Origin of the sequence: Duganella margarita, assembly GCF_009857535.1 — a bacterium.
Lineage (GTDB): Bacteria > Pseudomonadota > Gammaproteobacteria > Burkholderiales > Burkholderiaceae_D > Rugamonas > Rugamonas margarita.
On sequence record NZ_WWCS01000012.1, the window covers coordinates 136,064 to 158,546 of the forward strand.

At 62.0% G+C, this 22,483-nt stretch carries 19 protein-coding genes; 16 read left to right on the plus strand and 3 right to left on the minus strand.

The window, feature by feature from the left end; all coding sequences use genetic code 11:
• Positions 1 to 214: 214 nt before the first annotated feature.
• Positions 215 to 1,561, minus strand: a complete 1,347-nt coding sequence (locus tag GTP55_RS18865) for an MFS transporter (protein WP_161046387.1) — start codon at positions 1,559 to 1,561, stop codon at positions 215 to 217.
• A 133-nt stretch (positions 1,562 to 1,694) separates the two neighbouring features.
• Here GTP55_RS18865 and cyoA point away from each other — a divergent pair, with 133 nt between their 5' ends.
• The 8 genes from cyoA to GTP55_RS18905 are packed head-to-tail and all read left to right on the plus strand — an operon-like array spanning position 1,695 to position 9,013.
• Entirely contained in the window at positions 1,695 to 2,693 is a 999-nt protein-coding gene (cyoA, locus tag GTP55_RS18870) for a ubiquinol oxidase subunit II (protein ID WP_161046388.1), read from the plus strand.
• 2 nt (positions 2,694 to 2,695) lie between these two features.
• Complete coding sequence (cyoB, locus tag GTP55_RS18875; RefSeq protein ID WP_161046389.1) at positions 2,696 to 4,696, plus strand: cytochrome o ubiquinol oxidase subunit I; 2,001 nt, start codon at positions 2,696 to 2,698, stop codon at positions 4,694 to 4,696.
• Complete coding sequence (cyoC, locus tag GTP55_RS18880; protein WP_161046390.1) at positions 4,689 to 5,318, plus strand: cytochrome o ubiquinol oxidase subunit III; 630 nt, start codon at positions 4,689 to 4,691, stop codon at positions 5,316 to 5,318. Before cyoB ends, cyoC begins: the two co-directional genes overlap by 8 nt.
• The gene (gene cyoD / locus GTP55_RS18885) at positions 5,315 to 5,725 is read left to right on the plus strand and encodes a cytochrome o ubiquinol oxidase subunit IV (RefSeq protein WP_161046391.1); all 411 of its coding nucleotides are present in this window, start codon (positions 5,315 to 5,317) and stop codon (positions 5,723 to 5,725) included. The genes cyoC and cyoD overlap by 4 nt, the downstream gene beginning before the upstream one ends.
• Positions 5,722 to 6,507: an SURF1 family protein gene (locus tag GTP55_RS18890; protein WP_161046392.1), complete on the plus strand. Its 786-nt coding sequence runs from the start codon at positions 5,722 to 5,724 to the stop codon at positions 6,505 to 6,507. Before cyoD ends, GTP55_RS18890 begins: the two co-directional genes overlap by 4 nt.
• A complete protein-coding gene (locus GTP55_RS18895; RefSeq protein WP_161046393.1) occupies positions 6,488 to 7,873 on the plus strand; it encodes an ATP-binding protein in 1,386 nt (461 codons plus the stop codon). The genes GTP55_RS18890 and GTP55_RS18895 overlap by 20 nt, the downstream gene beginning before the upstream one ends.
• Positions 7,870 to 8,409, plus strand: coding sequence for a response regulator transcription factor (locus tag GTP55_RS18900; protein ID WP_161046394.1), 540 nt, complete (start codon positions 7,870 to 7,872; stop codon positions 8,407 to 8,409). Before GTP55_RS18895 ends, GTP55_RS18900 begins: the two co-directional genes overlap by 4 nt.
• 10 nt (positions 8,410 to 8,419) lie before the next feature.
• Positions 8,420 to 9,013, plus strand: a complete 594-nt coding sequence (locus GTP55_RS18905) for a 2'-5' RNA ligase family protein (protein ID WP_161046395.1) — start codon at positions 8,420 to 8,422, stop codon at positions 9,011 to 9,013.
• Here the strand turns inward: GTP55_RS18905 and GTP55_RS18910 are convergent.
• On the minus strand, positions 8,994 to 9,482 hold the full coding sequence (locus GTP55_RS18910; protein ID WP_161046396.1) for a hypothetical protein: 489 nt from the start codon (positions 9,480 to 9,482) through the stop codon (positions 8,994 to 8,996). The two genes, GTP55_RS18905 and GTP55_RS18910, sit on opposite strands and share 20 nt — an antisense overlap.
• A gap of 60 nt (positions 9,483 to 9,542) precedes the next feature.
• Between GTP55_RS18910 and GTP55_RS18915 the strand changes: the two genes are divergently transcribed.
• From GTP55_RS18915 to GTP55_RS18930, 4 genes are all read left to right on the plus strand, one after another.
• A complete protein-coding gene (locus GTP55_RS18915) occupies positions 9,543 to 10,769 on the plus strand; it encodes a hypothetical protein (protein WP_161046397.1) in 1,227 nt (408 codons plus the stop codon).
• Positions 10,770 to 10,954: 185 nt separating this feature from the next.
• Entirely contained in the window at positions 10,955 to 12,622 is a 1,668-nt protein-coding gene (locus GTP55_RS18920) for a methyl-accepting chemotaxis protein (protein WP_161046398.1), read from the plus strand.
• 2 nt (positions 12,623 to 12,624) lie between these two features.
• Positions 12,625 to 14,415, plus strand: a complete 1,791-nt coding sequence (locus GTP55_RS18925; RefSeq protein WP_161046399.1) for a sensor domain-containing phosphodiesterase — start codon at positions 12,625 to 12,627, stop codon at positions 14,413 to 14,415.
• Between the two features lie 51 nt (positions 14,416 to 14,466).
• Positions 14,467 to 15,840 (plus strand): DUF2799 domain-containing protein, encoded by a 1,374-nt coding sequence (locus tag GTP55_RS18930; protein WP_161046400.1) that lies wholly within the window; start codon positions 14,467 to 14,469, stop codon positions 15,838 to 15,840.
• Here the strand turns inward: GTP55_RS18930 and GTP55_RS18935 are convergent.
• On the minus strand, positions 15,837 to 18,029 hold the full coding sequence (locus GTP55_RS18935; protein WP_161046401.1) for a TonB-dependent receptor: 2,193 nt from the start codon (positions 18,027 to 18,029) through the stop codon (positions 15,837 to 15,839). The two genes, GTP55_RS18930 and GTP55_RS18935, sit on opposite strands and share 4 nt — an antisense overlap.
• Positions 18,030 to 18,157: 128 nt before the next feature.
• Between GTP55_RS18935 and GTP55_RS18940 the strand changes: the two genes are divergently transcribed.
• The 4 genes from GTP55_RS18940 to fabI all read left to right on the plus strand — a co-directional run bounded on the left by GTP55_RS18940 (position 18,158) and on the right by fabI (position 22,473).
• Positions 18,158 to 19,330: a PepSY-associated TM helix domain-containing protein gene (locus GTP55_RS18940; protein WP_161046402.1), complete on the plus strand. Its 1,173-nt coding sequence runs from the start codon at positions 18,158 to 18,160 to the stop codon at positions 19,328 to 19,330.
• Positions 19,331 to 19,560: 230 nt separating this feature from the next.
• Entirely contained in the window at positions 19,561 to 20,502 is a 942-nt protein-coding gene (locus GTP55_RS18945; protein ID WP_161046403.1) for a phosphate acetyltransferase, read from the plus strand.
• A gap of 4 nt (positions 20,503 to 20,506) precedes the next feature.
• Positions 20,507 to 21,700, plus strand: a complete 1,194-nt coding sequence (locus tag GTP55_RS18950; protein ID WP_161046404.1) for an acetate/propionate family kinase — start codon at positions 20,507 to 20,509, stop codon at positions 21,698 to 21,700.
• Positions 21,697 to 22,473, plus strand: a complete 777-nt coding sequence (fabI, locus tag GTP55_RS18955) for an enoyl-ACP reductase FabI (protein ID WP_161046405.1) — start codon at positions 21,697 to 21,699, stop codon at positions 22,471 to 22,473. Before GTP55_RS18950 ends, fabI begins: the two co-directional genes overlap by 4 nt.
• Positions 22,474 to 22,483: the final 10 nt, after the last annotated feature.

The window sequence follows — 22,483 nt, forward strand, 5'->3', positions numbered from 1 at the left end:
TACGATGGACGAGATAGCGGATAGCGGATAGCGTGACGCGGGCTGGCGGGTTCTGCGGCCCGGTTTTAGGGTTTTATGATGCAACCGCACATGGAAAAATGTGCGGTTTTGGCAGCGTTGTCTTGATACCACATTTGCCGCACTGTCAAAGCCCGCACACCGCAGGCGTCAGGGTCTGACCCCCTGTGGGGTCAGACCCTTTCGTCCGGGGTGCTTAGTTATCGCGGATATGCCAAGCGCGGTTGATGCTCAGCGCTGCCAGCGACGCGGCGGCGCCGGACAGCAGGTACACGCCGGCATAAGCCAGGCCGAAGTGCGAGGACAGGCCCAACGCCACCAGCGGCGCGAAACCCGCACCCACCAGCCACGCCACGTCGCTGGTCAGCGCCGCGCCGGTATAGCGGAAGCGCTGCGGGAAGTTGGAGGTCACCGCGCCCGAAGCCTGGCCGTAAGACAGACCCAGCAGGGAGAAGCCGATCAGGATAAATGCATCCTGCCCGGTCTCGCCGCTGCCGATCAGGAACGGTACGAACAGGCTGAAGATACCGATCATGATCGCCAGCGTGCCCAGCGTGCGGCGGCGACCGACACGGTCGGCGATGAAGCCGGAGATGATGATACCCACCGCCATCAGCGCCACGCCCACCATCTGCACATGCAGGAAGCCGGCAATCGAGCGTTGCGACGTCAGCGTGATCCACGATAACGGGAACACCGTCACCAGGTGGAACAGCGCATAGCTGGCCAGTGCCGCCAGGGCGCCAATGATGACGTTGCGCGACTGCGAATTGAGCAACTCGCCGACCGGGACCGGATCGAGCTGGTGCTCATCCAGCAAGTGCGAATATTCATGCGTGGTCACCAGGCGCAGGCGGGCAAACAGCGCCACCACGTTGATGGCGAACGCCACGTAGAACGGATAGCGCCAGCCGAATTCGAGGAAGTCCAGCGAACTGAGGTTGGTCATCAGGTAGGCAAACAAGCCGGCCGCGATGACGAAACCGATCGGCGCGCCCAACTGGCCCAGCATGGCGTACCAGCCGCGTTTGTGCTCGGGCGCGTTGAGCGCCAGCAGCGACGGCAGGCCGTCCCACGAGCCGCCCTGGGCGATGCCTTGTCCAATCCGCAAAATCGCCAGGAACACAATCGAGGTGGTCCCCAAACTGGCATAGTCCGGAAGGAAGGCGATACCTGCCGTGGAAACCCCCATAATCAACAACGCCAGCGTCAGTTTGGTTTCACGCGTGAAGTGATGTTGGACTGCCATAAAAGCCACAGTCCCTATCGGACGGGCAATAAAGGCAAGCGCAAAAATCGCAAAAGCGTATAGTGTGCCGTCAAGCCTGCTGTCGTATGGAAAGAAAACCGACGGGAATACCAGCGCTGACGCAATGGCGTAGACGAAGAAGTCGAAGTATTCGGATGCGCGCCCGATGACCACGCCGATCGCAATTTCCCCGGGAGAGATATGTCCGTCCCTGGCGTTGATGCTGCGTGCTCCAGGGCTTGTTTGATGATGGACGTCAGCTTGGACGTCACTAATAGAAGTCGTAGTAGCCATAGTCTCTTTGTCTCGTGTTAAGTAATTGTTATCACGGCGAGTCCGAGCACGTAGGACAAAGTGTCCAATTGCAAGAACAACCCGTCGTGAGTACAGTAGCATGTTCCCAACAATCTGTAATCTAAATTACCGCATGATTCCTCCTATCGTTCGTCGTGGATTGCTCCTCGCACCGTTATTGTGGCTCGCTGGCTGCGATACGGTCGTGCTGAATCCGTCCGGGGATATCGCAGCGCAGCAAGCACACCTTGTCGTGGTGTCAACTTTGCTGATGCTGTTGATTATCGTACCTGTCATGTTTCTCATCTGTCTGTTCGCTTGGCGCTATAGAAAGTCAAATACTGCCGCCGAATACAAACCAGACTGGGACCACTCTACCAAGCTCGAACTGCTGATCTGGGGCGCACCGCTGCTGATCATCATCGTGCTGGGCCTGATCACGTGGATTTACACCCACCTGCTCGATCCGTATCGTCCGCTGAGCCGCCTGGACGAAAACCGTCCGATCGCCGCCGGCGTCAAGCCGCTGGAAGTGCAAGTGGTGTCGATGGACTGGAAATGGGTCTTCATTTATCCGGAGCAGGGCATCGCCACCGTGAATGAGCTGGTCACGCCGATCGACGTGCCGGTGCGCTTCCACATGACTTCCACCTCGGTGATGAACGCGTTCTACATTCCTGCGCTGGCCGGTATGGTCTACACCATGCCTGGCATGGAAACGCAGCTGAATGCGGTAATGAACAAGGTCGGCATCTACGACGGTTTCTCGGCCAACTACAGCGGCGCCGGTTTCTCGGACATGCGCTTCAAGTACCACGGCGTGTCGCAGGCTGACTTCGACGCCTGGGTGGCCAAGACCAAGTCCAGCACCACCGTGCTGAACCGCGCGCAAGCGCTGGCCCTGGAAGAAAAGAGCATCAAGCATCCGATCATGCATTTCGGTACCGTGGACAATGGCATTTATGACCTGATCCTGAACCGTTGCGTGGCTGAAGGCTCGGTCTGCGTGAACACCCAGATGCACCAGGATGCCACGCGCATCAAGGCAGCGGCAGTCATGAAAAACCTGCCAAAAGACGTGTGTGAGCCTGCCACCGTCGCCGCAACTGCTCAACCTACCCGTAAAGAATGACCATGTCTGATCTCAACCTGACCAAACTGATCTTTGGGCAACTGTCACTGGAAGCAATTCCATACCATGAGCCCATTCTGATCGGTACCTTCGCCGGCGTGGCATTGGGCGGTATCGCCTTCCTCGCCGCCATGTTCTACTTCCGCTTGTGGGGTCCGTTCTGGCGTAACTGGGTTACCTCGATCGACCACAAGAAAATCGGCATCATGTATATGGTGCTGGGTATCATCATGCTGCTGCGCGGCTTTGCCGATGCACTGATGATGCGCGCACAGCAGGCCATGGCTTTCGGGGATAACCCGGGCTTCCTGCCGCCGCACCACTTCGACCAGGTGTTCACCGCCCACGGCACGATCATGATTTTCTTCGTCGCCATGCCGCTGGTTACCGGTCTGATGAACTACGTGGTGCCGCTGCAAATCGGCGCGCGCGACGTCTCGTTCCCGTTCCTGAATAACTTCTCGTTCTGGATGACCACCTTCGGCGCCATGCTGACCATGGTGTCGCTGTTCATCGGTGAATTCGGCAAGACCGGCTGGCTGGCCTTCCCGCCGCTGTCGGGCATCGCCGCGTCGCCGGACGTCGGGGTCGATTACTACATCTGGTCGTTGCAGGTGGCCGGGGTCGGGACCACGCTGTCCGGGGTCAACCTGCTGGCCACCATCATCAAAATGCGCGCGCCTGGCATGTCGATGATGAAAATGCCAGTGTTCACCTGGACCGCACTGTGCACCAATGCACTGATCGTCGCCACTTTCCCGATCCTGACCATCACCCTGGCCATGCTGTCGCTGGACCGTATCGCCGGCTTCAACTTCTTCACCACCGAACTGGGTGGTAACCCGATGCTGTACGTCAACCTGATCTGGATCTGGGGTCACCCAGAGGTCTACATCCTGATCCTGCCGGTGTTCGGCGTGTTCTCGGAAATCGTCTCGACCTTCTCCGGCAAGCGTCTGTTCGGCTACACCTCGATGGTGTACGCCACCGTCGTGATTACTGTCCTGTCCTACCTGGTATGGCTGCACCACTTCTTCACCATGGGCTCAGGCGCAAGTGTGAACTCGTTCTTCGGCATCACCACGATGATCATCTCGATCCCGACCGGCGCCAAGATCTTCAACTGGCTGTTCACCATGTACAAAGGCCGCATTCGCTTCACCGTGCCGATGATGTGGACCGTGGGCTTCATGCTGACCTTCGTTATCGGCGGTATGACTGGCGTGATGCTGGCCGTGCCTCCGGCCGACTTCGTGCTGCACAACTCGCTGTTCCTGATCGCCCACTTCCACAACGTGATTATCGGTGGTGTGGTGTTCGGTCTGTTCGCTGGCATCAACTACTGGTTCCCGAAAGCCTTCGGCTTCACGCTGGATGAGTTCTGGGGCAAGGTATCGTTCTGGTGCTGGCTGGTCGGTTTCTGGGTGGCCTTCACACCGCTGTACATCATGGGCTTCATGGGCGTCACCCGCCGCATGAACCACTTCGATGATCCATCGCTGCAGATCTACTTCATCGTGGCCGCCATCGGCGCGCTGATCATCGCGGCCGGTATCGGCGCCTTCCTGGTGCAGATCGGCGTCAGTGTCATGAACCGCAAGAAACTGCGCGACGTCACCGGCGACCCATGGGGCGGCCGTACGCTGGAGTGGGCCACTTCGTCGCCACCGCCAGACTACAACTTCGCCTTCACGCCAGTGGTGCATGACAGCGACAGCTGGGCCGACATGAAAGCCAACCAGTATCAGCGTCCGCTGAAAGGTTTCGTCGACATCCACATGCCGAAGAACACCGGCGCCGGCTTCATCATCTCGGCACTGGCCTTCGCTTTCGGCTTCGCCATGGTCTGGTCGATGTGGTTGCCTGCAGCGCTGTCGTTCGCGGCCATGCTGGTAGCGATCATCGTCCACACCTTTAACTACAAGCGCGATTACTACATCAAAGCCGATGAAGTGAATCGTACCGAAGAAGCGCATACTCGTTTGCTGGAAAGCCATGTCTGAAATTAACGCTAATGGCGCCATGAGCGCCGATCCAAGCGCGCGTTACTACGTGCGTGACCATCATCCTGAGCACAGCACGCTGCTGGGCTTCTGGATTTACCTGATGAGCGACTGCCTGCTGTTCGCCGGCCTGTTCGCCGCTTACGCAGTCCTGGGCCGCAGCTATGCGGGCGGCCCAAGCGGCGCGGAACTGTTCGACCTGCCGACCGTGGCCCTCAACACCGGCTTCCTGCTGATGTCGTCGATCACCTACGGCTTCGCGATGATCGCCTCGCAGCGTAAAAACCTGAAGGCCACCATCGTCTGGCTGCTGATCACCGGCGCCTTCGGCCTGGCGTTCCTGTACCTGGAGCTCGACGAGTTCCTGCACCTGATCCACGAAGGCGCGGGTCCGCAACGCAGCGCGTTCCTGAGCTCGTTCTTCGCGCTGGTCGGCACCCACGGTCTGCACGTGACCTTCGGTACCGTCTGGCTGGTGACGCTGTGCTTCCAGCTGGGCAAGCACGGCCTGACCCCTGAAAACAACCGCCGCCTGATGTGCCTGTCGATGTTCTGGCACTTCCTGGACGTGATCTGGATCGGCGTCTTTACCTTTGTCTACCTGATGGGAGTTCTGCCATGAGCGCACCACACAACCACTCTGCGCATGATGACCACGGCCACGGCCACGATGACCACGAAGGCGATGGCCACCACGGCAGCCTTAAGGACTACGCGATCGGTTTCATCCTGTCCGTGATCCTGACCGCGATTCCGTTCTACCTGGTGATGACCAAGGCGTTCGACAAGTCGAGCACCACCGCCATGGTGATCCTCGGCTTCGCCGCGATCCAGGTGATCGTGCACATGGTTTATTTCCTGCACATGAACGGCAAAGCCGAAGGCGGCTGGTCCATGCTGGCCACGCTGTTCACGCTGGTGTTGCTGGTGATCGTCCTGGCGGGCTCCATCTGGGTCATGTACCACATGAACCTGAACATGATGCCATCCATGGGTAACGACGCTCACAACATGCAAGACATGCAATGATGACGGGCGCCTCCAAGCGCCAACGTTCCCGAACCCTGCGCGTCATCCTGGTCCTCGCGGCCGGGGTGATGTTTGCAGGGTTTTTTGCTTTGGGGACGTGGCAGGTATTCAGACTTCAATGGAAACTGGCGCTGATCGAGCGGGTCGACCAGCGCGTGCATGCGGCGCCGGTGCCGGCGCCGTCCATGGCGCAATGGCCGCAGCTGGCCGCGGACACCGACGACTACCGGCGCGTGCAGTTGAGCGGCGTGCTGCTGGACGGTTCGACCACCCAGGTGCTGGCGTCGCTGGACCGCGGCATCGGCTACTGGGTGGTGACGCCACTGTGCACGCCGGACGGCGGCATCGTGATGGTCAATCGCGGCTTTACGCCGGCAGGCCTCGGCGGCTGGAAGCCACAACCGGCGCCGCCGGCGGCAACGGCCGAGGCATGCCGTAGCGCGGCTGGTCCGATGGTGTCGGTCACCGGTCTGCTGCGGCTGACCGAAGTGGCGGGGCGCTTGCGCCAGAACGAACCGGCACGCAATTACTGGTACACGCGCGATGTGCAGGCGATCGCACAAGCGCGTGGACTGCCGGCGGTGGCGCCGTACTTTGTCGATGCCGATGCGGCGTCGGCCAGGGCGGCGGGACCGGTGGCGAGCGTGCAGCCGGTCGGCGGACTGACAGTTATTTCCTTCGTCAACAACCACTTGGTTTATGCTATCACCTGGTACGCACTGGCCCTGATGGTGGCTGGAGCGACGGTATGGATAATCCGAGATGCGCGCAAACAAAAATAGTAATCCTTATGACGGTGGCCCGGCCCGGCTGCGGCCCCGTCTTCCTGTCGTAGAACCGCTGGCGCCGGCCAACGCCGCCGCCAGCACGATCACCCACGCGGCCGGTCACAAGAACATGCAGCAGCTGATCCAGCTGCGCTGGATCGCCGTGATCGGCCAGATCACCACCATTGCCACCGCCTCGATTCTGCTGGGCGTGCAGCTGCCGATGCCGGCCATGCTGAATGTGCTGGCCTGCCTGATCGCCTTTAACGTCGCCAGCATCCTGCGCTGGCAGGAAAACCAGGTGGTGTCCAACAGCGAACTGCTGCTGGCGTTGACGGTGGACGTGGCCAGCCTGACGGCGCAGCTGTATCTGAGCGGCGGCGCCACCAATCCATTTGTCTTCCTGTATCTGCTGCACGTGATTTTGGGCGCGGTGCTGCTGGAGACGTGGGCCACGTGGACCATGGTGATCGTTACCGGCGCCTGCATCGCCGGGCTGGCGCTGTTTTCTGAACCGTTGCCGCTGCCGCAGGATCACGCGCTGGGCATTTTCAGCCTGTACGTGCAGGGCATGCTGCTGTGCTTTATCCTGGACGCGGCGCTGCTGGTCATCTTCATCACCCGCATCATGCAGAATATGCGCAGCAGCGCGGCGGCGGTCTCCGACCTGCGCCAGCGCGCGGCGGAAGAAGAACACATCGTCCGCATGGGGTTATTGGCGTCCGGCGCGGCGCATGAACTGGGCACGCCGCTGGCCACGCTGGCGGTGATCCTCGGCGACTGGAAGCACATGCCGGAATTCAAAGGCAGCCCGGTGCTGCTGGAGGAAATCGCCGAGATGCAAACGCAGCTCAAGCGCTGCAAGTCCATCGTCAGCGGCATTCTGATGTCGGCCGGCGAGGCGCGCGGCGAATCTTCGACCGCCACCACGCTCAATACCTTCCTCGACGAAGTGGTGGCCGAGTGGCGCGTCGGCCGCCCGGTGGTGGCGTTTGAACTGGAAAACCGCATCGCTATTGACCTGCCGGTGGTGTCCGATTCCACCCTCAAGCAAATGATCTGTAATGTGCTGGATAATGCGCTGGAAGCGTCGCCGGCGTGGCTGCGCATGGAAGCGAGCATCGAACGCGGCATGCTGGTGCTGCTGGTGACCGATAACGGTCCGGGCTTCGCACCGTCTATACTGGCGCAGTTTGGCAAGCCATACAATTCCAGCAAGGGCCGTCCTGGCGGCGGACTGGGACTGTTCCTGGTGCTGAATGTGGCGCGCACGCTGGGCGGCGAAGTGATCGCGACCAACCGCGAGCAGGGCGGGGCGATGGTGCGTTTGACGCTGCCGTTGTCGGCCATCGAAATCAAATCGGAACAACAAACGACATGACGACAGAAGATCGAGTACTGCTGCTGGTAGAAGATGATGCAGCCTTCGCCCGTACCTTGGGGCGTTCCTTCGAGCGGCGCGGCTATCAGGTGCTGCTGGCGGAAAACGTGGACGATGCCAGCGCGCTGCTGGTCGACCATTCGCCCGGTTACGCCGTGGTGGACTTGAAACTGAAGGGCAATTCGTCCGGCCTGGCCTGCGTGCAGATGCTGCATGAGCATGACGAAGAGATGCTGATTGTGGTGCTGACCGGCTTCGCCAGCATCAACACGGCCGTGGAGGCGATCAAGCTGGGCGCCTGCCAGTATCTGGCCAAGCCGTCCAACACCGACGATATCGAAGCCGCATTCGAGCACGTGGCTGGCGCGGCGGACCTGGAACTAAGTTCGCGCACCACGTCGGTCAAGACGCTGGAGTGGGAGCATATTCACACGGTGCTGGCGGAGACCGATTTCAATATCTCCGAAGCGGCTCGCCGTCTCGGCATGCACCGCCGCACGCTGGCGCGCAAACTTGAGAAACAACGGGTGAAGTGAGCCCGAAAATATGAGCCAGCAAGCATCGCTATTTGATTTTGAACCGCCGCCAAAACTGACGGACCGGATCTTCTTCGCCATCGCGCCGGATGCTGCGGCCATCGCCGCCGTCGGCGCGCTGACGGCGACGCTGAAAGCGCAGCACGCCATGCAAGGCCGGCCGATTGCCGAAGCCAAGCTGCATTGCACCCTGTGTAATCTCGGAGACTTTGCCGGCATGCCGGACACGCTGATCGCGCGTGCATCGGCAGCGGCAACGCAGGTGGCCGGCGCCACGCTGCCGTTTGTGGCCAGCTTCGACACCGCACAGACCTTCGTGAACCGCGCCCGCAACCGGCCTTTCGTTTTGACCGGCGGCGATGGCGTGATCGGTGTCGCTGCGCTGTACCGTAACCTGAACAGCGCGCTGCACAAAGCGGGCATCCCCGGCAATCCCGCCAGCTACACGCCGCACGTCACGCTGCTGTATGACGATGTCACGGCGCCGCCGCAAGGCGTGGCGCCGGTGGAATGGACCGTGCGCGAGTTCGTCCTGCTGCACAGTCACATTGGTCAGGCACGTCCTTACAACGTGCTGGCCCGCTTTAGAATGCCTTCAGCTTGAGCTGAATCGACAGCGCGCCGTACAAACGGTCTTTGTACGACGGCACGATGGCGACATTGACGCCAACGCGTTCGTATTCGTAGCTGAGGGTGGGGATGGCGGCGGGGAACCAGCCGCCATCGCGCATTTTAGGGTAGCCGCTAAAGCCGCCGACCACCGCGCCGATGCGCACCGGGCCGATTTTCCATGGCTGGTAATACACGCCCGCGTAATTGGAATAAGCGCGGTCGCTGTTATAGAAGCGTCCCGCTGTTACTGATGCCACCGTCGAAAAGCGCCATTCCGCGCCCAGGCCGGGATTGCTGTCGTTCAGGCCCTTATCGCGCTGGAAGTGGTAGGAATAAAAACCACCATTGATCCAGACTTCCTGCAGCGGCTTCGACTCGATGGTCTCAAAACCGTCGGCCATGGCCTGACCGGATACACAGGCCAGCAACGCCAGCCCGGCAATACGCAAACTATTAATCATCCGAAGCTTTCTTCGTCATGTTGATTGAGGACTGGGATTATAGCCGTGTATGATGCGGGCATGAAAACCACGTCGCGTCCCTTTCTCGGTTTGCTGGTGTTTGCCGCCGGCTGCGCGCAGGCCGCCGAATGGCGTGGCCTGGTCGATGTGCGCGCCGTCGATTCCGACGCCAGCCGCAGCTTCCTCGACAGCGGCATGGGCAAGACGCGCTACGACGCAAACTCGCCGCGCTTCAGCATCGGCCAGGCCGTGTTGCATGGCGATGCCGATATCACCGACAGCATCAGCGGTACATTGGAATTGAGCGCCGATCAGCAGCATCGCGGCGTGATCGACGTGCGCGAGGCATGGCTGGCATGGAGCCCGGTGCCGTCGGGCGCGTGGAAGACGCGCGTCAAGGCCGGCTTCTTCTTCCCGCCGACCAGCGTGGAAATCGACTACGACAGCGTCGGCTGGGTGCCGAAGCACACCATTTCCAGCTCCGCCATCAATAGCTGGATCGGCGAGGAGCTGCGCACCAACGGCGTGGAGTGGAGTGCGCGCCGGCTGGGCCGCTATGTCGATGCGCCGTACGACGTGGGCGTGGTGGCGGCGGTCTTTAACGGCAATGATCCCACTGGGACGTTGCTGGCATGGCGCGGCTGGTCGATCAGCGACCGCATCGCCGGCCGCTTCGATACAGTCAAGCTGCCCGATCTGCCGGTGTACCGGCGCGACGGCGCCATCCCACGGCAGTGGCGCGACATCCATCCGTTCCGCGAAGTCGATGGGCGGCTCGGCTACTACGCCGGCGCCAATTTCAATGTAGGCACGCGGCTGGAGCTGGCTGCGCTGCATTACGATAATCTGGGCGATCCGATGGTGGTCAAGGACTGGCAGTACAGCTGGCGCACGCGCTTCGACCATGTCAGCGCCGTATGGCGGCCAAGCGGCCAGTGGGAACTGGCGATGCAGGCCATGCGCGGCGATACGCTGATGGGGCCAGACGCGGTGGCGCTGGATTTTCAATCGTGGTTTGCGCTGGCCAGCCATCCGCTTGGCGGTGGCACGGCGGCGATTCGCTATGATCATTTCCGCACGCGCGGGCACGATATCCTGCCCGCCGATCCCAACGACGAAAACGGCTACGGTATCGCGCTGGCCTTCGACTGGCCGCTTTCGGACAACCTGTCCCTGATGAGCGAAGCGCTGCTGGTCCGCAGTGACCGTTCGGCGCGGCGCCTGATCGCCGAGCTACCCCAGCAAACCGAACGCAGCATCACGCTGTCGCTGCGCTGGCGTTTCTAAGCCGGTCTCATACCTCGTTGGAGAGGTGTTTTCCCTATCTTTAAAGTAGTAAAGTTCCATCCAAGTTGACGCATGGACATTGCTAATAGGCAATGCCTATTGACTGGATTTAATCAATCCATTTAACGAAATTGCCGAAATACAATATGATGCGGATATCTCGTGTGCGATCTAAAGGAAATGCAATGGAAACGAATAAGAATGAAATCAGCGTCGCCGCCCGTCTGAGCATCGGTTTTGGCATCGTGCTGGCGATGATGCTGGCGTTGTCGGCACTGAGCGTGATCAAGGTCAATGCCATCGACAACAGCCTGCAACACATCAGCGAAGTGAATAACGTCAAGCAGCGGTACGCGGTCAACCTGCGTGGCAGTGTGCACGACCGCGCGATTGGACTGCGCGACGTGGCCTTGGTCAGTGATGGTGAACTGGCTGCGGTGACCGCGCAGATCGACAAACTGGATAGCGACTACCAGCGCTCCGCGCAGCCGCTGGACGCCATGATCAGCGACGCCAAAGCCAAAGTCACGCCGGAAGAACGCGAGTGGCTGAACAAGATCAAGCAGAGCGAGGCCCGCGCCACGCCGCTGATCAAGAAAATTGCGGAAGCCCGCCGCGCCGGCGACACCGACAATGCCCGCAAGATGATGCTGGATGAGGCCAAACCGGCCTTCACCGATTGGCTGGCCAATATCAATGGCTTCATCGACCAGGAAGAGAAACTGACCGGGGCCGAATCGGAGCTCGCGCGTAAGGGCGCGCATAACTTCCAGTCGCTGGCCCTGTTGGCTGCGGCGATTGCCATCGCCATCGGCGTGGTGGTTGCATGGCGCGTGACGCAGTACCTGCTGCGCGCGCTCGGCGCCGAACCGGCGGAAGTGAAGGCGCTGGCCAATGCGGTGGACCGTGGCGAGTTGTATCACGAAGTCGAATTGCGTGGCCAGGACAAGGACAGCATCATGGCCGTGCTGGTGAAGATGAGCCGCAACCTGCGCAGCACCGTCACCGAAGTGCACGAAGCCGCCGTTGCCGTAAGCAGCATCAGCGACCAGATCTCGGAACAGAACCAGCACCTGTCCGGCCGCACGGAAGACCAGGCCAGCTCACTGGAGGAAACCGCATCGGCGATGGAAGAACTGACCGCCACCGTCAAGCAAAACGCCGACAGCGCCCGCGACGCCAACAACCTGGCGCACAACGCGTCCGATATCGCCAGCAAGGGGGGCGAGATTGTCGATGAAGTAGTGCAGACCATGAACGCCATCGACGTCTCGTCGCGCAAGATCGAAGAGATCATCAGCGTAATTGACGGTATCGCCTTCCAGACCAATATCCTGGCATTGAACGCTGCCGTGGAAGCAGCACGCGCCGGTGAGCAGGGGCGCGGCTTTGCGGTGGTGGCGACTGAAGTGCGTAGTCTGGCGCAGCGCAGCTCCACCGCGGCGCGCGAAGTGAAAACGCTGATCGATGAATCGGTCGCCAAGATCCACGCTGGTACCGCGCTGGTGGAACACGCCGGTACCACCATGCGCGACATCGTGCACAGCGTGAAGCAGGTAAGCGACATGGTGAGCGCCATTACGCTGGCCAGCAATGAACAGAGCGTGGGCATCGAGGAAGTCAACCGCGCCATCTCGCAGATGGACCAGGTGACGCAGCAGAACGCCGCGCTGGTGGAACATGCGGCCGGGGAAGTCGAAGTGCTGCAGGAGCAGGCAGCGCAGCTGAATAACGCCGTCAGCGTGTTCAAGACCCGCCGCGAAGGCTGGAGTGCGCAGCCTTCGCGTGCCGCACATTCCGATGCCCGTGCCGAAGCCCGTGTCGGCTTGCTGTCGGCGCCACTGGGAGCGTAAGGATGCAGCAGATTCTGCTCAAAAACTCCGAGCCGGAGCGCGTCCGCGCGCTCCACCAGTTGGGTATTTTGAACACCAACACCAGCGAGTATTTCGACGCTGTCACGCGGCTGGCGATGGAGCTGTTTGGCGTTGATGGCGCGTACATCTCGCTGCTGGACAGCGACCGCCAGTGGCTCAAGTCCACCGTCGGTTTCTGCCCGCCGAACACGGAGCGCGAGCAAACCTTCTGCAACTACACCATCCAGCAGGCCAGCGTACTGGTGATCGAAGACACGCTGCTGGACGCGCGCTTTGCCGATAATCCAATGGTCACCGGCCCGCAGGCGGTGCGCTTTTACGCAGGCGCGCCGCTGATTACGGTGGACGGCTACGCCATCGGCGCGCTGTGCGTTATTGATCGGCAGCCGCGCAGCCTGAACGCGGCCGAGAAGGACAAGCTGACGCGCCTGGCGTCTCTGGTGATGGCGCACATCACGCTGGGCCGCGCGGTTGGGCATGTTGATGCGGTCAGCGGCATCCCCAATAAATACCAGCTGTTTGAAGACCTGACCACGCAAGCGCGCCTGTATCCGCAGCAGCGCCGCGTGCTGGCGGATATCGCCATGCCGGATGCGGCCAAGTCGTTCGAAATCATCCGCGTGCTCGGTGCTGCGGTCTACGATGCGCTGGTCCGTGAAGTCGGCGCGCGGCTGATTCGGCTGTTTGAGGGCAGGGCACAGGTGTATCACCTGAACGATGCGCGCTTCGCGATTCTGTCGCGCGACGAGGATACGGATGGTTTCATCAGCTACCTGCACGGGCTTGACGACGCGCTGGAAGCACCGCTGAATGGCTTGAATATTCCGATGGCGTTGAACAGCTTCGGCGGCATCGTGGTGTTCGAGCTATGCCAGAACGCGGCCCAGGATGCGCCGCGCAAGGCCGCTGCCGCCATCAATCACGCGATGGTCAACCAGCAGCGCTGGAGTCAGTACAGCAACGCGGAAGACGAAAAGCAGCAGCGCGCGTTCCGGCTGCTGAACGATGTGCGGCACTCCATCGCGCAAGGCCATTTCGAGTTGTTCTATCAGCCCAAGCATGAACTGAACAAGGGCGCCTGCCTGTCCGCCGAGGCCCTGCTGCGCTGGAACCATGCCGAACTGGGGCCGGTGTCGCCGGCGGAATTTATCCCGCTGGTGGAAAAGACCGCGTTGATCGGCCCATTGACCCATTGGGTGATCCGCACCGCCATTCGCCAGCTCGGCGAATGGCATGCGGCGGGCAATCAGATCAAGGTGGCGATCAACCTGTCGGCCTATAATTTTGCGGAGCCGGATATCGTCGAACGGCTGGCCGCGACCTGCCGCGAATTCAATGTCGATCCGCGCTACGTGGAGATCGAATGCACTGAAGGCATGTGGATGGAAGGGCCGGGCATCCTGAAGGCGCTGCACGGTATCCGCGATCTGGGCATGAGTCTCGCGCTGGACGATTTCGGCACGGGCTACAGCAACTTCGCGTATTTGCAGAAGGTGCCGGCCACGGTGGTAAAGGTCGACCAGTCGCTGATCCGTAATGTTGACGCAAACCCGCGCGACCAGCGCATCGTCCGTTCGCTGATCGGCTTGGCGCGTGAGCTGGATTACCAGGTGGTGGCGGAGGGCGTGGAGACCGAACAGTCACTGGGCCTGATCCGCGCCTGGGGCTGCGACATCGCGCAGGGCTATCACTTCGCCAAACCGCTTAACGCCACGGCCTTCCTCGCCCACGCGATCCAGCACCGCGAAAGTCACGCCGCGGTCACGCTCTAAGGTCTGCCGCTGCTCTGGCCTGGATTGTAAAGTTGGCATTATAATCCGGCCATGAAAACCATATTGCGCCTGATTCCCCTGATTCTGCTGCTGGCCGGATGCCAGTCCACCCAGCAGCGGATTGCCGATTGCAAGGTCGGCGACTGGACTGCCATTGGCCACAAGGACGGCTTGCTCGGCGAGCCGGCCAACTACGCCGACCGCAAGGACTTCTGTGATGATCACGCCGACACGCCTGCCGCCGCCGATGCCGTCGCGCGCTACACGGCTGGTTGGGCGCAAGGTAACTGGGACGCCTGGCACATCCTCGGCCAGCAGGATGGCGTGCAGGGGAAGCAGCCACAGTTTGAGCAGCGCGCCAACGCTGACGAAGTCCGCAAGCACAAAACGCCGCTGAATCGTCCGGCTTACGATGACGGCTGGGCCAGCGGTAACTCTACCTATTGGCGCAATACCGGCCAGCGCGATGGCGCCAGCGGCCAGCCGGCGACGCAAAAGGAAGCCAGCCGCGCCAATGCGGCAGCCGCGCAGCTGCGGTTTGACGATGCCGCCTACGCCGATGGCTGGCGCGCCGGCAACCGCACCTTCTGGTCCGACGCCGGCTACTCGGACGCCAGGAGCGGCATCCCGGACAGCGAATTCCGCAACCGCGCTACCGCCGCCCGGCGCGCCGGCGTCGATGTGCAGGAAGAGTCGTACCGCACCGCCTGGAATGCGGAGATCGTCAACTACTGGCGCAATCTCGGCACGCAGGATGCCACCAGTGGCAAGGAGTTCGGCACGCGCGGACGCGAGGCCAAGGCAAAGGGATTGAAGATCTACGAGCAGGAATACCGCCAGGCCTGGGAGGCCCGTCTGATCGAATACTGGCGCACAACTGGCGCAGCGGACGGTTACGGCCAGCCGTTCCTGCTGGAAGACCGTATCAATAACGCCAGCGGAAATGGCGTGTTTGCGATTCCCGGCACGCGCGATGCCTACACCAATGCGTGGCGCCAGGAGAACGCGCGTTACTGCGTGCCGGATAACGCTTTTGAACGGGGACGAACCAATACCGGGATGGCGGTGGAAGTTTGTGCGCCCGCACTGCAGAACCAGTTGAAGCACGCTTACGTGAGCGGCCAGGATTACGAGGTCGCGGCGGTCAAATACCGCCAGGCGGTGGCAGATGCCAACGATCTGGCGAACCGCGCGCGTGATGCGCGCAACCGGTTAGGAAAACTGGAACGCGAGATCCGCGCCAGTCAGGAAGCGAAGGACCGTCCCGCCAACGACGACACGGCCAAGCAGGATCGCCGCCGGGAACAGGAGCGGCGCGAGTTGAACGACTATCTGCAACGTGTGGAGCGGCAGCTGGATGACGTCCGACGTTGGGTCGAGCGTCATGACCTGCAAATGCAGCGCCTGCGTCGCGAGATCTATTAGAAGCCGACCGTCGCCGACAACGAGAAGGTGCGCGGTGCGCCGAGGATCAGGTAGCCCGAACCCGGGTAGCCGCCGGCCGAGGCCCAGTAGCTCTTGTCGGTGACGTTGTCCACACGTACTCGGAAGGTCACGTTGCGGTCCAGGATGTGGGTGGCGTAGCTCGCGCCCAGATCCAGGCGGGTCCACGATGGCAGTTCCTGCGTGTTGGCGCCGTCGGCGTATTGCGACGAGGTGTACAGCGTGCGCGCATTCACGCTCAGGCCATGCACGCCCGGCACATCCCAGTCGGCGCCGATGTTCAGCTGCGTGCCCGGCACGCCGATCACGTCCTTGCCCTGATTGACACCGCCAGCTGTCACGCGCTGCGTCGCATCCAGCAGCGTCAGGCCACCCAGCAGGCGCAGGCCACGCAGCGGCATGCCGTACACGGTCATTTCCAGACCCTGGTTACGCTGTTCGCCATACACGCCGAAGATATTGTTCTGAATATAGGCCGACGGCTGATTGGTGCGGAACAGCGCCGCAGTCGCGCCCAGGGTGCCCACTTCGACCTTGACGCCGACTTCCTTCTGCTTTGAGACGTAGGGCGAGAACACTTCGCCGACGTTGATGACACCGGCGCCGGACGCGGTCGGGCCTTGCTGCAGGCCTTCGACATAGTTCGCGTACAGCGACACGGCTTTTACCGGATGGTAAACGATGGCGGCCATCGGCGTCACTTTGCTCTGGTTGTAATGCGCGTTGCTGATGCCGGTGTTGTAGTCGTAGCCGTCGGTCTTGATGGTCTGGTCACGCGCGCCCACAGTCAGCAGCACTTTATCGTCCAGCATCGACAGCGTATCGGCCAGCGCATAGCTGCTGAAGATGGTCTTGGCGGTCAGGCCTGGGTTGCTCAACACACCGCCGGTGAAGAAAGTGGCCGGCGGCGCGCTGACGTCGATCGGCGTGTAGATGTTGGTGGCGATGCCGCCAAAGGTGCTGAACGCGTAGGCGTTCTTCGATTCCAGCCAGTAGCTCGACGCGCTGGCGCTGATGCTGTGGCCAATGCTGCCGGTGAGCAGTTTGGTGCGCACGCCGATTTCGCCGGTGCGCACGTTGTCGTGGCGGGTGTTGTCGAAGCGATAGGCGTTGGCAGTGCCGCTGGTGGCGGTGACGGTCGGTTCGGACAGGCTGTTGTTCTCGTCGCCGCTGCGCGCGCCGAAGGCCGCCCACGCCACCGAGTCGGTGCCCAGATCCCATTCGCCACGGACGGTGCCGAAGGTGTCGCGTTCATTCGAGTGGGTCCAGTTCTGCGCCCAGTTGCTGCCGCTGTCCGGCGCGGCAGGCAGTGCAATGCCGCCGGCAACGGTGACGGCCGGACGTGGCGCAGTCAGCTTGTTGTCCTGGTAGCCCAGATCGGCCGACAGGCGGAAGCCACGGCCCTGGTAGTCCAGGCCGACCGAGGCTACGTTCAGTTCACGGTGTTCTTTGTCGACGGCGGTGTCGCCGTCGCGGCGAGCGACGTTGACGCGGATGCCGGCGCGGTCTTCCGGGCCAAAGCGGCGGCCGATATCGGCGGCAGCGTAACCCTGGCCGCCGCTTTCGACGCCGACCGTCACTTCGGTCAGCGGCGCGTTGCCGGCGCGTTTAGGCAACAGGTTGATCGAACCGCCGATGCCGCCGCCGCCCGGCGCTGCGCCGTTGAGGAAGGAGTTCGCGCCGCGGAAGACTTCCACGCGCTCCAGCAGTTCGGAGGCGACGAACTGGCGCGGCAGCACGCCGTACAAGCCGTTGTAGGCCAGGTCGTCGGAACTGACGGCGAAGCCGCGAATCACATACAGTTCTTGGAAATTGCCGAAGCCGCGCGCCACGCGCACCGATGGATCGTTCTGCAGCACGTCCGCGACGCTGCGCGCCTGCTGGTCCTGGATCAGGGCAGCGGTGTAGTTCAGCGAGTTGAACGGCGTGTTCATCATGTCGACATTGCCCAGCAGGCCGACGCGCCCGCCGCGCGCGATCTGGCCGCCGGCGAAATTCTTGGTCAGGCCGGCCGCCGATGCGTCAGCCGAAGCGCTGATCACGACCGACTGCATTTTTTCATCGCCGCCGGTGGTGGTAGCGTCGGTTTGCGTTTGCGCTTGCGCGGTCGCTGCCGCCAGCAACATGGCGGCGAGGGCGAGCGGGGACAATTTCAGATTCAGGGTTTGCATGGCGGTTTATTGATTTACTAAGTAAATGAGATCGATTCTCAATTATACCGCCGGCCCTGATTTTTCGCTGCGTAATGAGAGTAATTTGCATTATCATTGTAGGATGGATACAGTAACTGGATAACAAAATGACACCAATCGCCGTCCGCCGCTGGGCATGGATACACAAATGGAGCAGCCTGGTCTGCACTGTGTTCATGTTGTTGCTTTGCCTTACCGGCCTGCCGCTGATTTATCACCACGAAATCGATCACGCGCTCGGCAACGCCATCGAAGCGCCGACGATGCCGGCCAGTACCCCCAAAGCCAGCCTGGACGACGTGATCGCCGCCGGCAAGGCGCTGTATCCGAACAAGATCGCCATGTATTTGTCGCAAGAGCCGGATGATGCCAGCATCTGGTTCCTGACCATGGGCGACAATCCCACCGACGAAAAATTCAAGTCCATCGCGGTAGACGCGCGCACCGCCAAGGTGCTGGGCGAGCCGAGTTTTGAAGGCAGTTTCCTGGGCGTGATGTTCCACTTGCACGTTGACCTGTACGCCGGCCTGTGGGGCAAGCTGTTCCTCGGTTTCATGGGGCTGCTGCTGGTAATCGCCATCATTTCCGGCGTGGTGCTGTACGCGCCGTTCATGCGCAAGCTGGAGTTTGGCGAAGTGCGGCGTCAGCGCGGCCCGCGCGTCAAATGGCTGGACCTGCACAATATGCTGGGCATCGTCACGCTGACCTGGGCGCTGGTAGTCGGCGCCACCGGCATGATCAATACCTGGGCCGACCTGTTGCTGAAGTACTGGCAGGTGACAGAAATGTCCGAGATGATCGCGCCGTACAAGGGCATGCCAGCGCCGACCCGATTGGGCTCGATGCAAAAATCGCTGGAGCACGCGGTGGCGGCGGAACCGGGCATGAAGATTGGCTTCGTGGCATTCCCGGGCACGCCGTTCACCAGCCCTCACCATTACGGCATCTTTATGCGTGGCGACGAGGCGCTCACTTCGCGCCTGTACAAACCGGTGCTGATCGATGCGCAGACGACCGAAATTACCGACCGCCGCAACCTGCCGTGGTATCTCACCGGCCTGTTGATTTCGCAGCCGCTGCACTTCGGCGACTACGGCGGCGCGTGGATGCAGTTCCTGTGGGCGGCGCTGGATGTGATCACCATCTTCGTGCTGGGTAGCGGACTGTATCTGTGGCTGAAGCGCGGCGCGCCGGCGCCGGCCCGCGCCGCCAATCCGGGTGCCCTAGCGCGCCGCGAGAAAAATGCTCCGGAACTGGCGACGGAAGGGGAGGCCCAATGAGCAGGCCATTCATGCGCATGTGGGGCGCGCCCGTTGCACTCGCCGCGCTCACCATCATTGGCCTGATCTCGGCGCTGGTGGGGGACGGGGTGTGGGATCACGTCTCCGCTGTAGCGTTGGGTGTACCGGTACTGTTATGCCTCTGGTTTGGTTTGCGGCGTCGCACAAAAAGCGATTGATTTATTGGCATCTGTTGTATCATTCCCATGCTGCCTTACAGAGGAGATCGCATGGAAAGACCGCACCCGCACTACGATAGATTGATCGCTGCAGCGCGTCATGCCGGACCGGCGACGGTTGCCGTGGCCCACCCCTGCGACCGCAATGCGCTGGAAGGCGCGCTCGATGCGGCCCGCATGGGATTGATCAAGCCGATACTGGTCGGCCCCGTCGCCCGCATCCGCGAAGTGGCCGATGCGGCCGGGCTGGATATTTCGGACTGGCCCATCGTCGACACCGAACATAGCCATGCTTCGGCAGCGCGCGCGGTTGAGCTGGTGCATGAAGGCCAGGCCACCGCGCTGATGAAGGGCAGCCTGCATACCGACGAGTTAATGGGGGCCGTGGTAGCAACAGCCACCGGCCTGCGCACCGCGCGCCGCCTTAGTCACTGCTTCGTGATGGACGTGCCGGACCGCCCGGAGCCGTTGATTATCACCGACGCCGCCGTCAACATCGTTCCCACCCTGGCCGACAAGGTCGACATCGTTCAGAACGCCATCGACCTGGCGCATGTGCTGCGCTTTAATCCCGTCAAGGTCGCCATCCTGGCCGCCGTGGAGACGGTCAGCTCCAAGATGCCATCCACCATCGACGCGGCGGCGCTGTGCAAGATGGCCGACCGCGGGCAGATCACCGGCGCGTTGCTGGATGGTCCGCTGGCGATGGACAACGCCATCAATCCGGAGGCGGCGGCCATCAAGCATCTGGTGTCGCCAGTCGCCGGGCAGGCCAATGTGCTGCTGGCGCCGGACCTGGAAGCCGGCAATATGCTGGCCAAGAGCCTGACCTTCATGGCCGGCGCCAGTGCAGCCGGCATCGTGCTCGGCGCGCGTGTACCGATCATCCTCACCAGCCGTGCAGACAGTGTGCAGGCACGGTTGGCGTCGTGTGCGGTGGCTGTGCTGGTCGCGCACAGCAAACTGTCTGGTGCGCGTATCCTGGGGAGCTGACGCCATGCAGGCCAACGATAGCATCATCGTCATCAACGCTGGTTCTTCCAGCATCAAGTTCTCGATGTACAGCGGGCCCGCGCTGGACCTGACCATGCGCGGCAAGATCGAGAACCTGTACAGCGGCGTGGCCCACTTCATCGCGCAGGATGAGGACAACGACGTGGTGGGTGAACGCCACTGGCGCGACGGTCCGCTCGACCACAAAGGTGGCATGCGCTTCCTGATCGACTTCGCCCAAGCGCATCTGGATGGTCACCGCGTGGTAGCGGTTGGGCATCGGATCGTGCATGGCGGTGTGGCGCATAGCCGGCCAGTCGTGCTGACGGCAGCGCTGGTCGATGAACTGGAAAAGCTGGTGCCGCTGGCGCCCCTGCACCTGCCGCACAACCTGGCGCCGGTGCGATCATTGCTGGCGATGACCCCGCATGTGCCGCAGATCGGTTGCTTCGATACCGCCTTCCACGTCGGCCAGCCGGCCGAGGCGCAGGAGTTTGCGCTGCCGGCGAATATCACGGCGCTGGGCGTGCGCCGCTACGGTTTCCATGGACTCTCTTACGAATATATTGCTAGTGTGCTGCCACAGGCGGATGCCGGCCTGGCGCATGCGCGCGTGGTGGCGGCCCATCTGGGCAACGGCGCCAGCATGTGCGCCATGGATGCGGGCCGCAGCATGGCCAGCACCATGGGCTTTACCGCCGTTGATGGCCTGCCGATGGGTACCCGCTGCGGCGCGCTCGATCCGGGCGTGGTGCTGTATCTGATGCAGGAGTTGGGCATGGATGTGGCGGCGGTGCAGAAGCTGATGTACCAGCAATCCGGCCTGCTGGGCGTGTCCGGCATTTCATCCGACATGCGCACGCTGGAGCAGAGCGACGACCCGCGCGCCAAGGCGGCGATAGACCTGATGGTGTACCGTATCGGCCGCGAACTGGGCTCGCTGGCGGCGGCGCTGGGCGGCATCGATGCGCTGGTATTCTCCGGCGGCATCGGCGAAAACAGCATGTCCTTGCGCGCCGCGGTCTGCCAGGACGCGGCCTGGCTGGGTGTGCAGCTGGACGATGCGGCGAACGTCGCCGTCAATGGTGGCATCGTCCGGATCAGCAAGGCGGACAGCAAAGTCGCTGTCTGGATAGTGCCTGCCAACGAGGAATTGATGATCGCGCGCCATGCGCTGGAAGTGGTGGAGGCAGCATGAATACGGAAACCGTCTATCCCATCCTGACCGGCAAGCGCGCGCTGGTGGTTGGCGTCGCCAACGAACAGTCGATCGCGTGGGGCTGTGCGCTGGCCTTCCGCAAGCTGGGCGCCGACGTCGTGCTCACGTATCTGAACGAGAAGGCGCTGCCGCACGTGGCGCCGCTGGCGCAGCAGATCGATGCGCAACTGCTGCCGCTGGACGTGACGCAGCCCGGCCAGCTGGAGGCGGTATTCGCCACGCTGGCGCAGAAGGGCCAGCTGGATATCCTGGTCCACTCGATCGCCTTCGCGCCGAAGGCGGATTTGCAGGGCGGTTTGCTGGACTGCTCGCTGGACGGCTTCCTGCAGGCGATGGATGTGTCGTGCCACTCGTTCGTGCGCATGGCCAAACTGGCGGCGCCTTTGATGTCCGACGGCGGCACGCTGTTCGCCATGAGCTACCACGGTGCGGACAAGGTGGTCCCCAACTACAACGTCATGGGACCGGTGAAGGCGGCGCTGGAAGCGGCTTGCCGCTATCTCGCTTATGAACTCGGGCCACGCGGCATTCGCGTGCATGCCATTTCGCCGGGGCCATTGCAAACGCGCGCCGCCTCGGGGCTGAAGGACTTCGACCATTTGCTGGCGGATGCGGTGGCGCGCGCGCCGTTGGGAGAACTGGTGGACATCGTTGATGTCGGCAATACCTGCGCCTATCTGGCATCGCCGTTTGCGAAACGGCTCACCGGCAGCACGGTCTACGTAGACGGCGGCCTGAATATCATCGCTTGAGGGGAACACA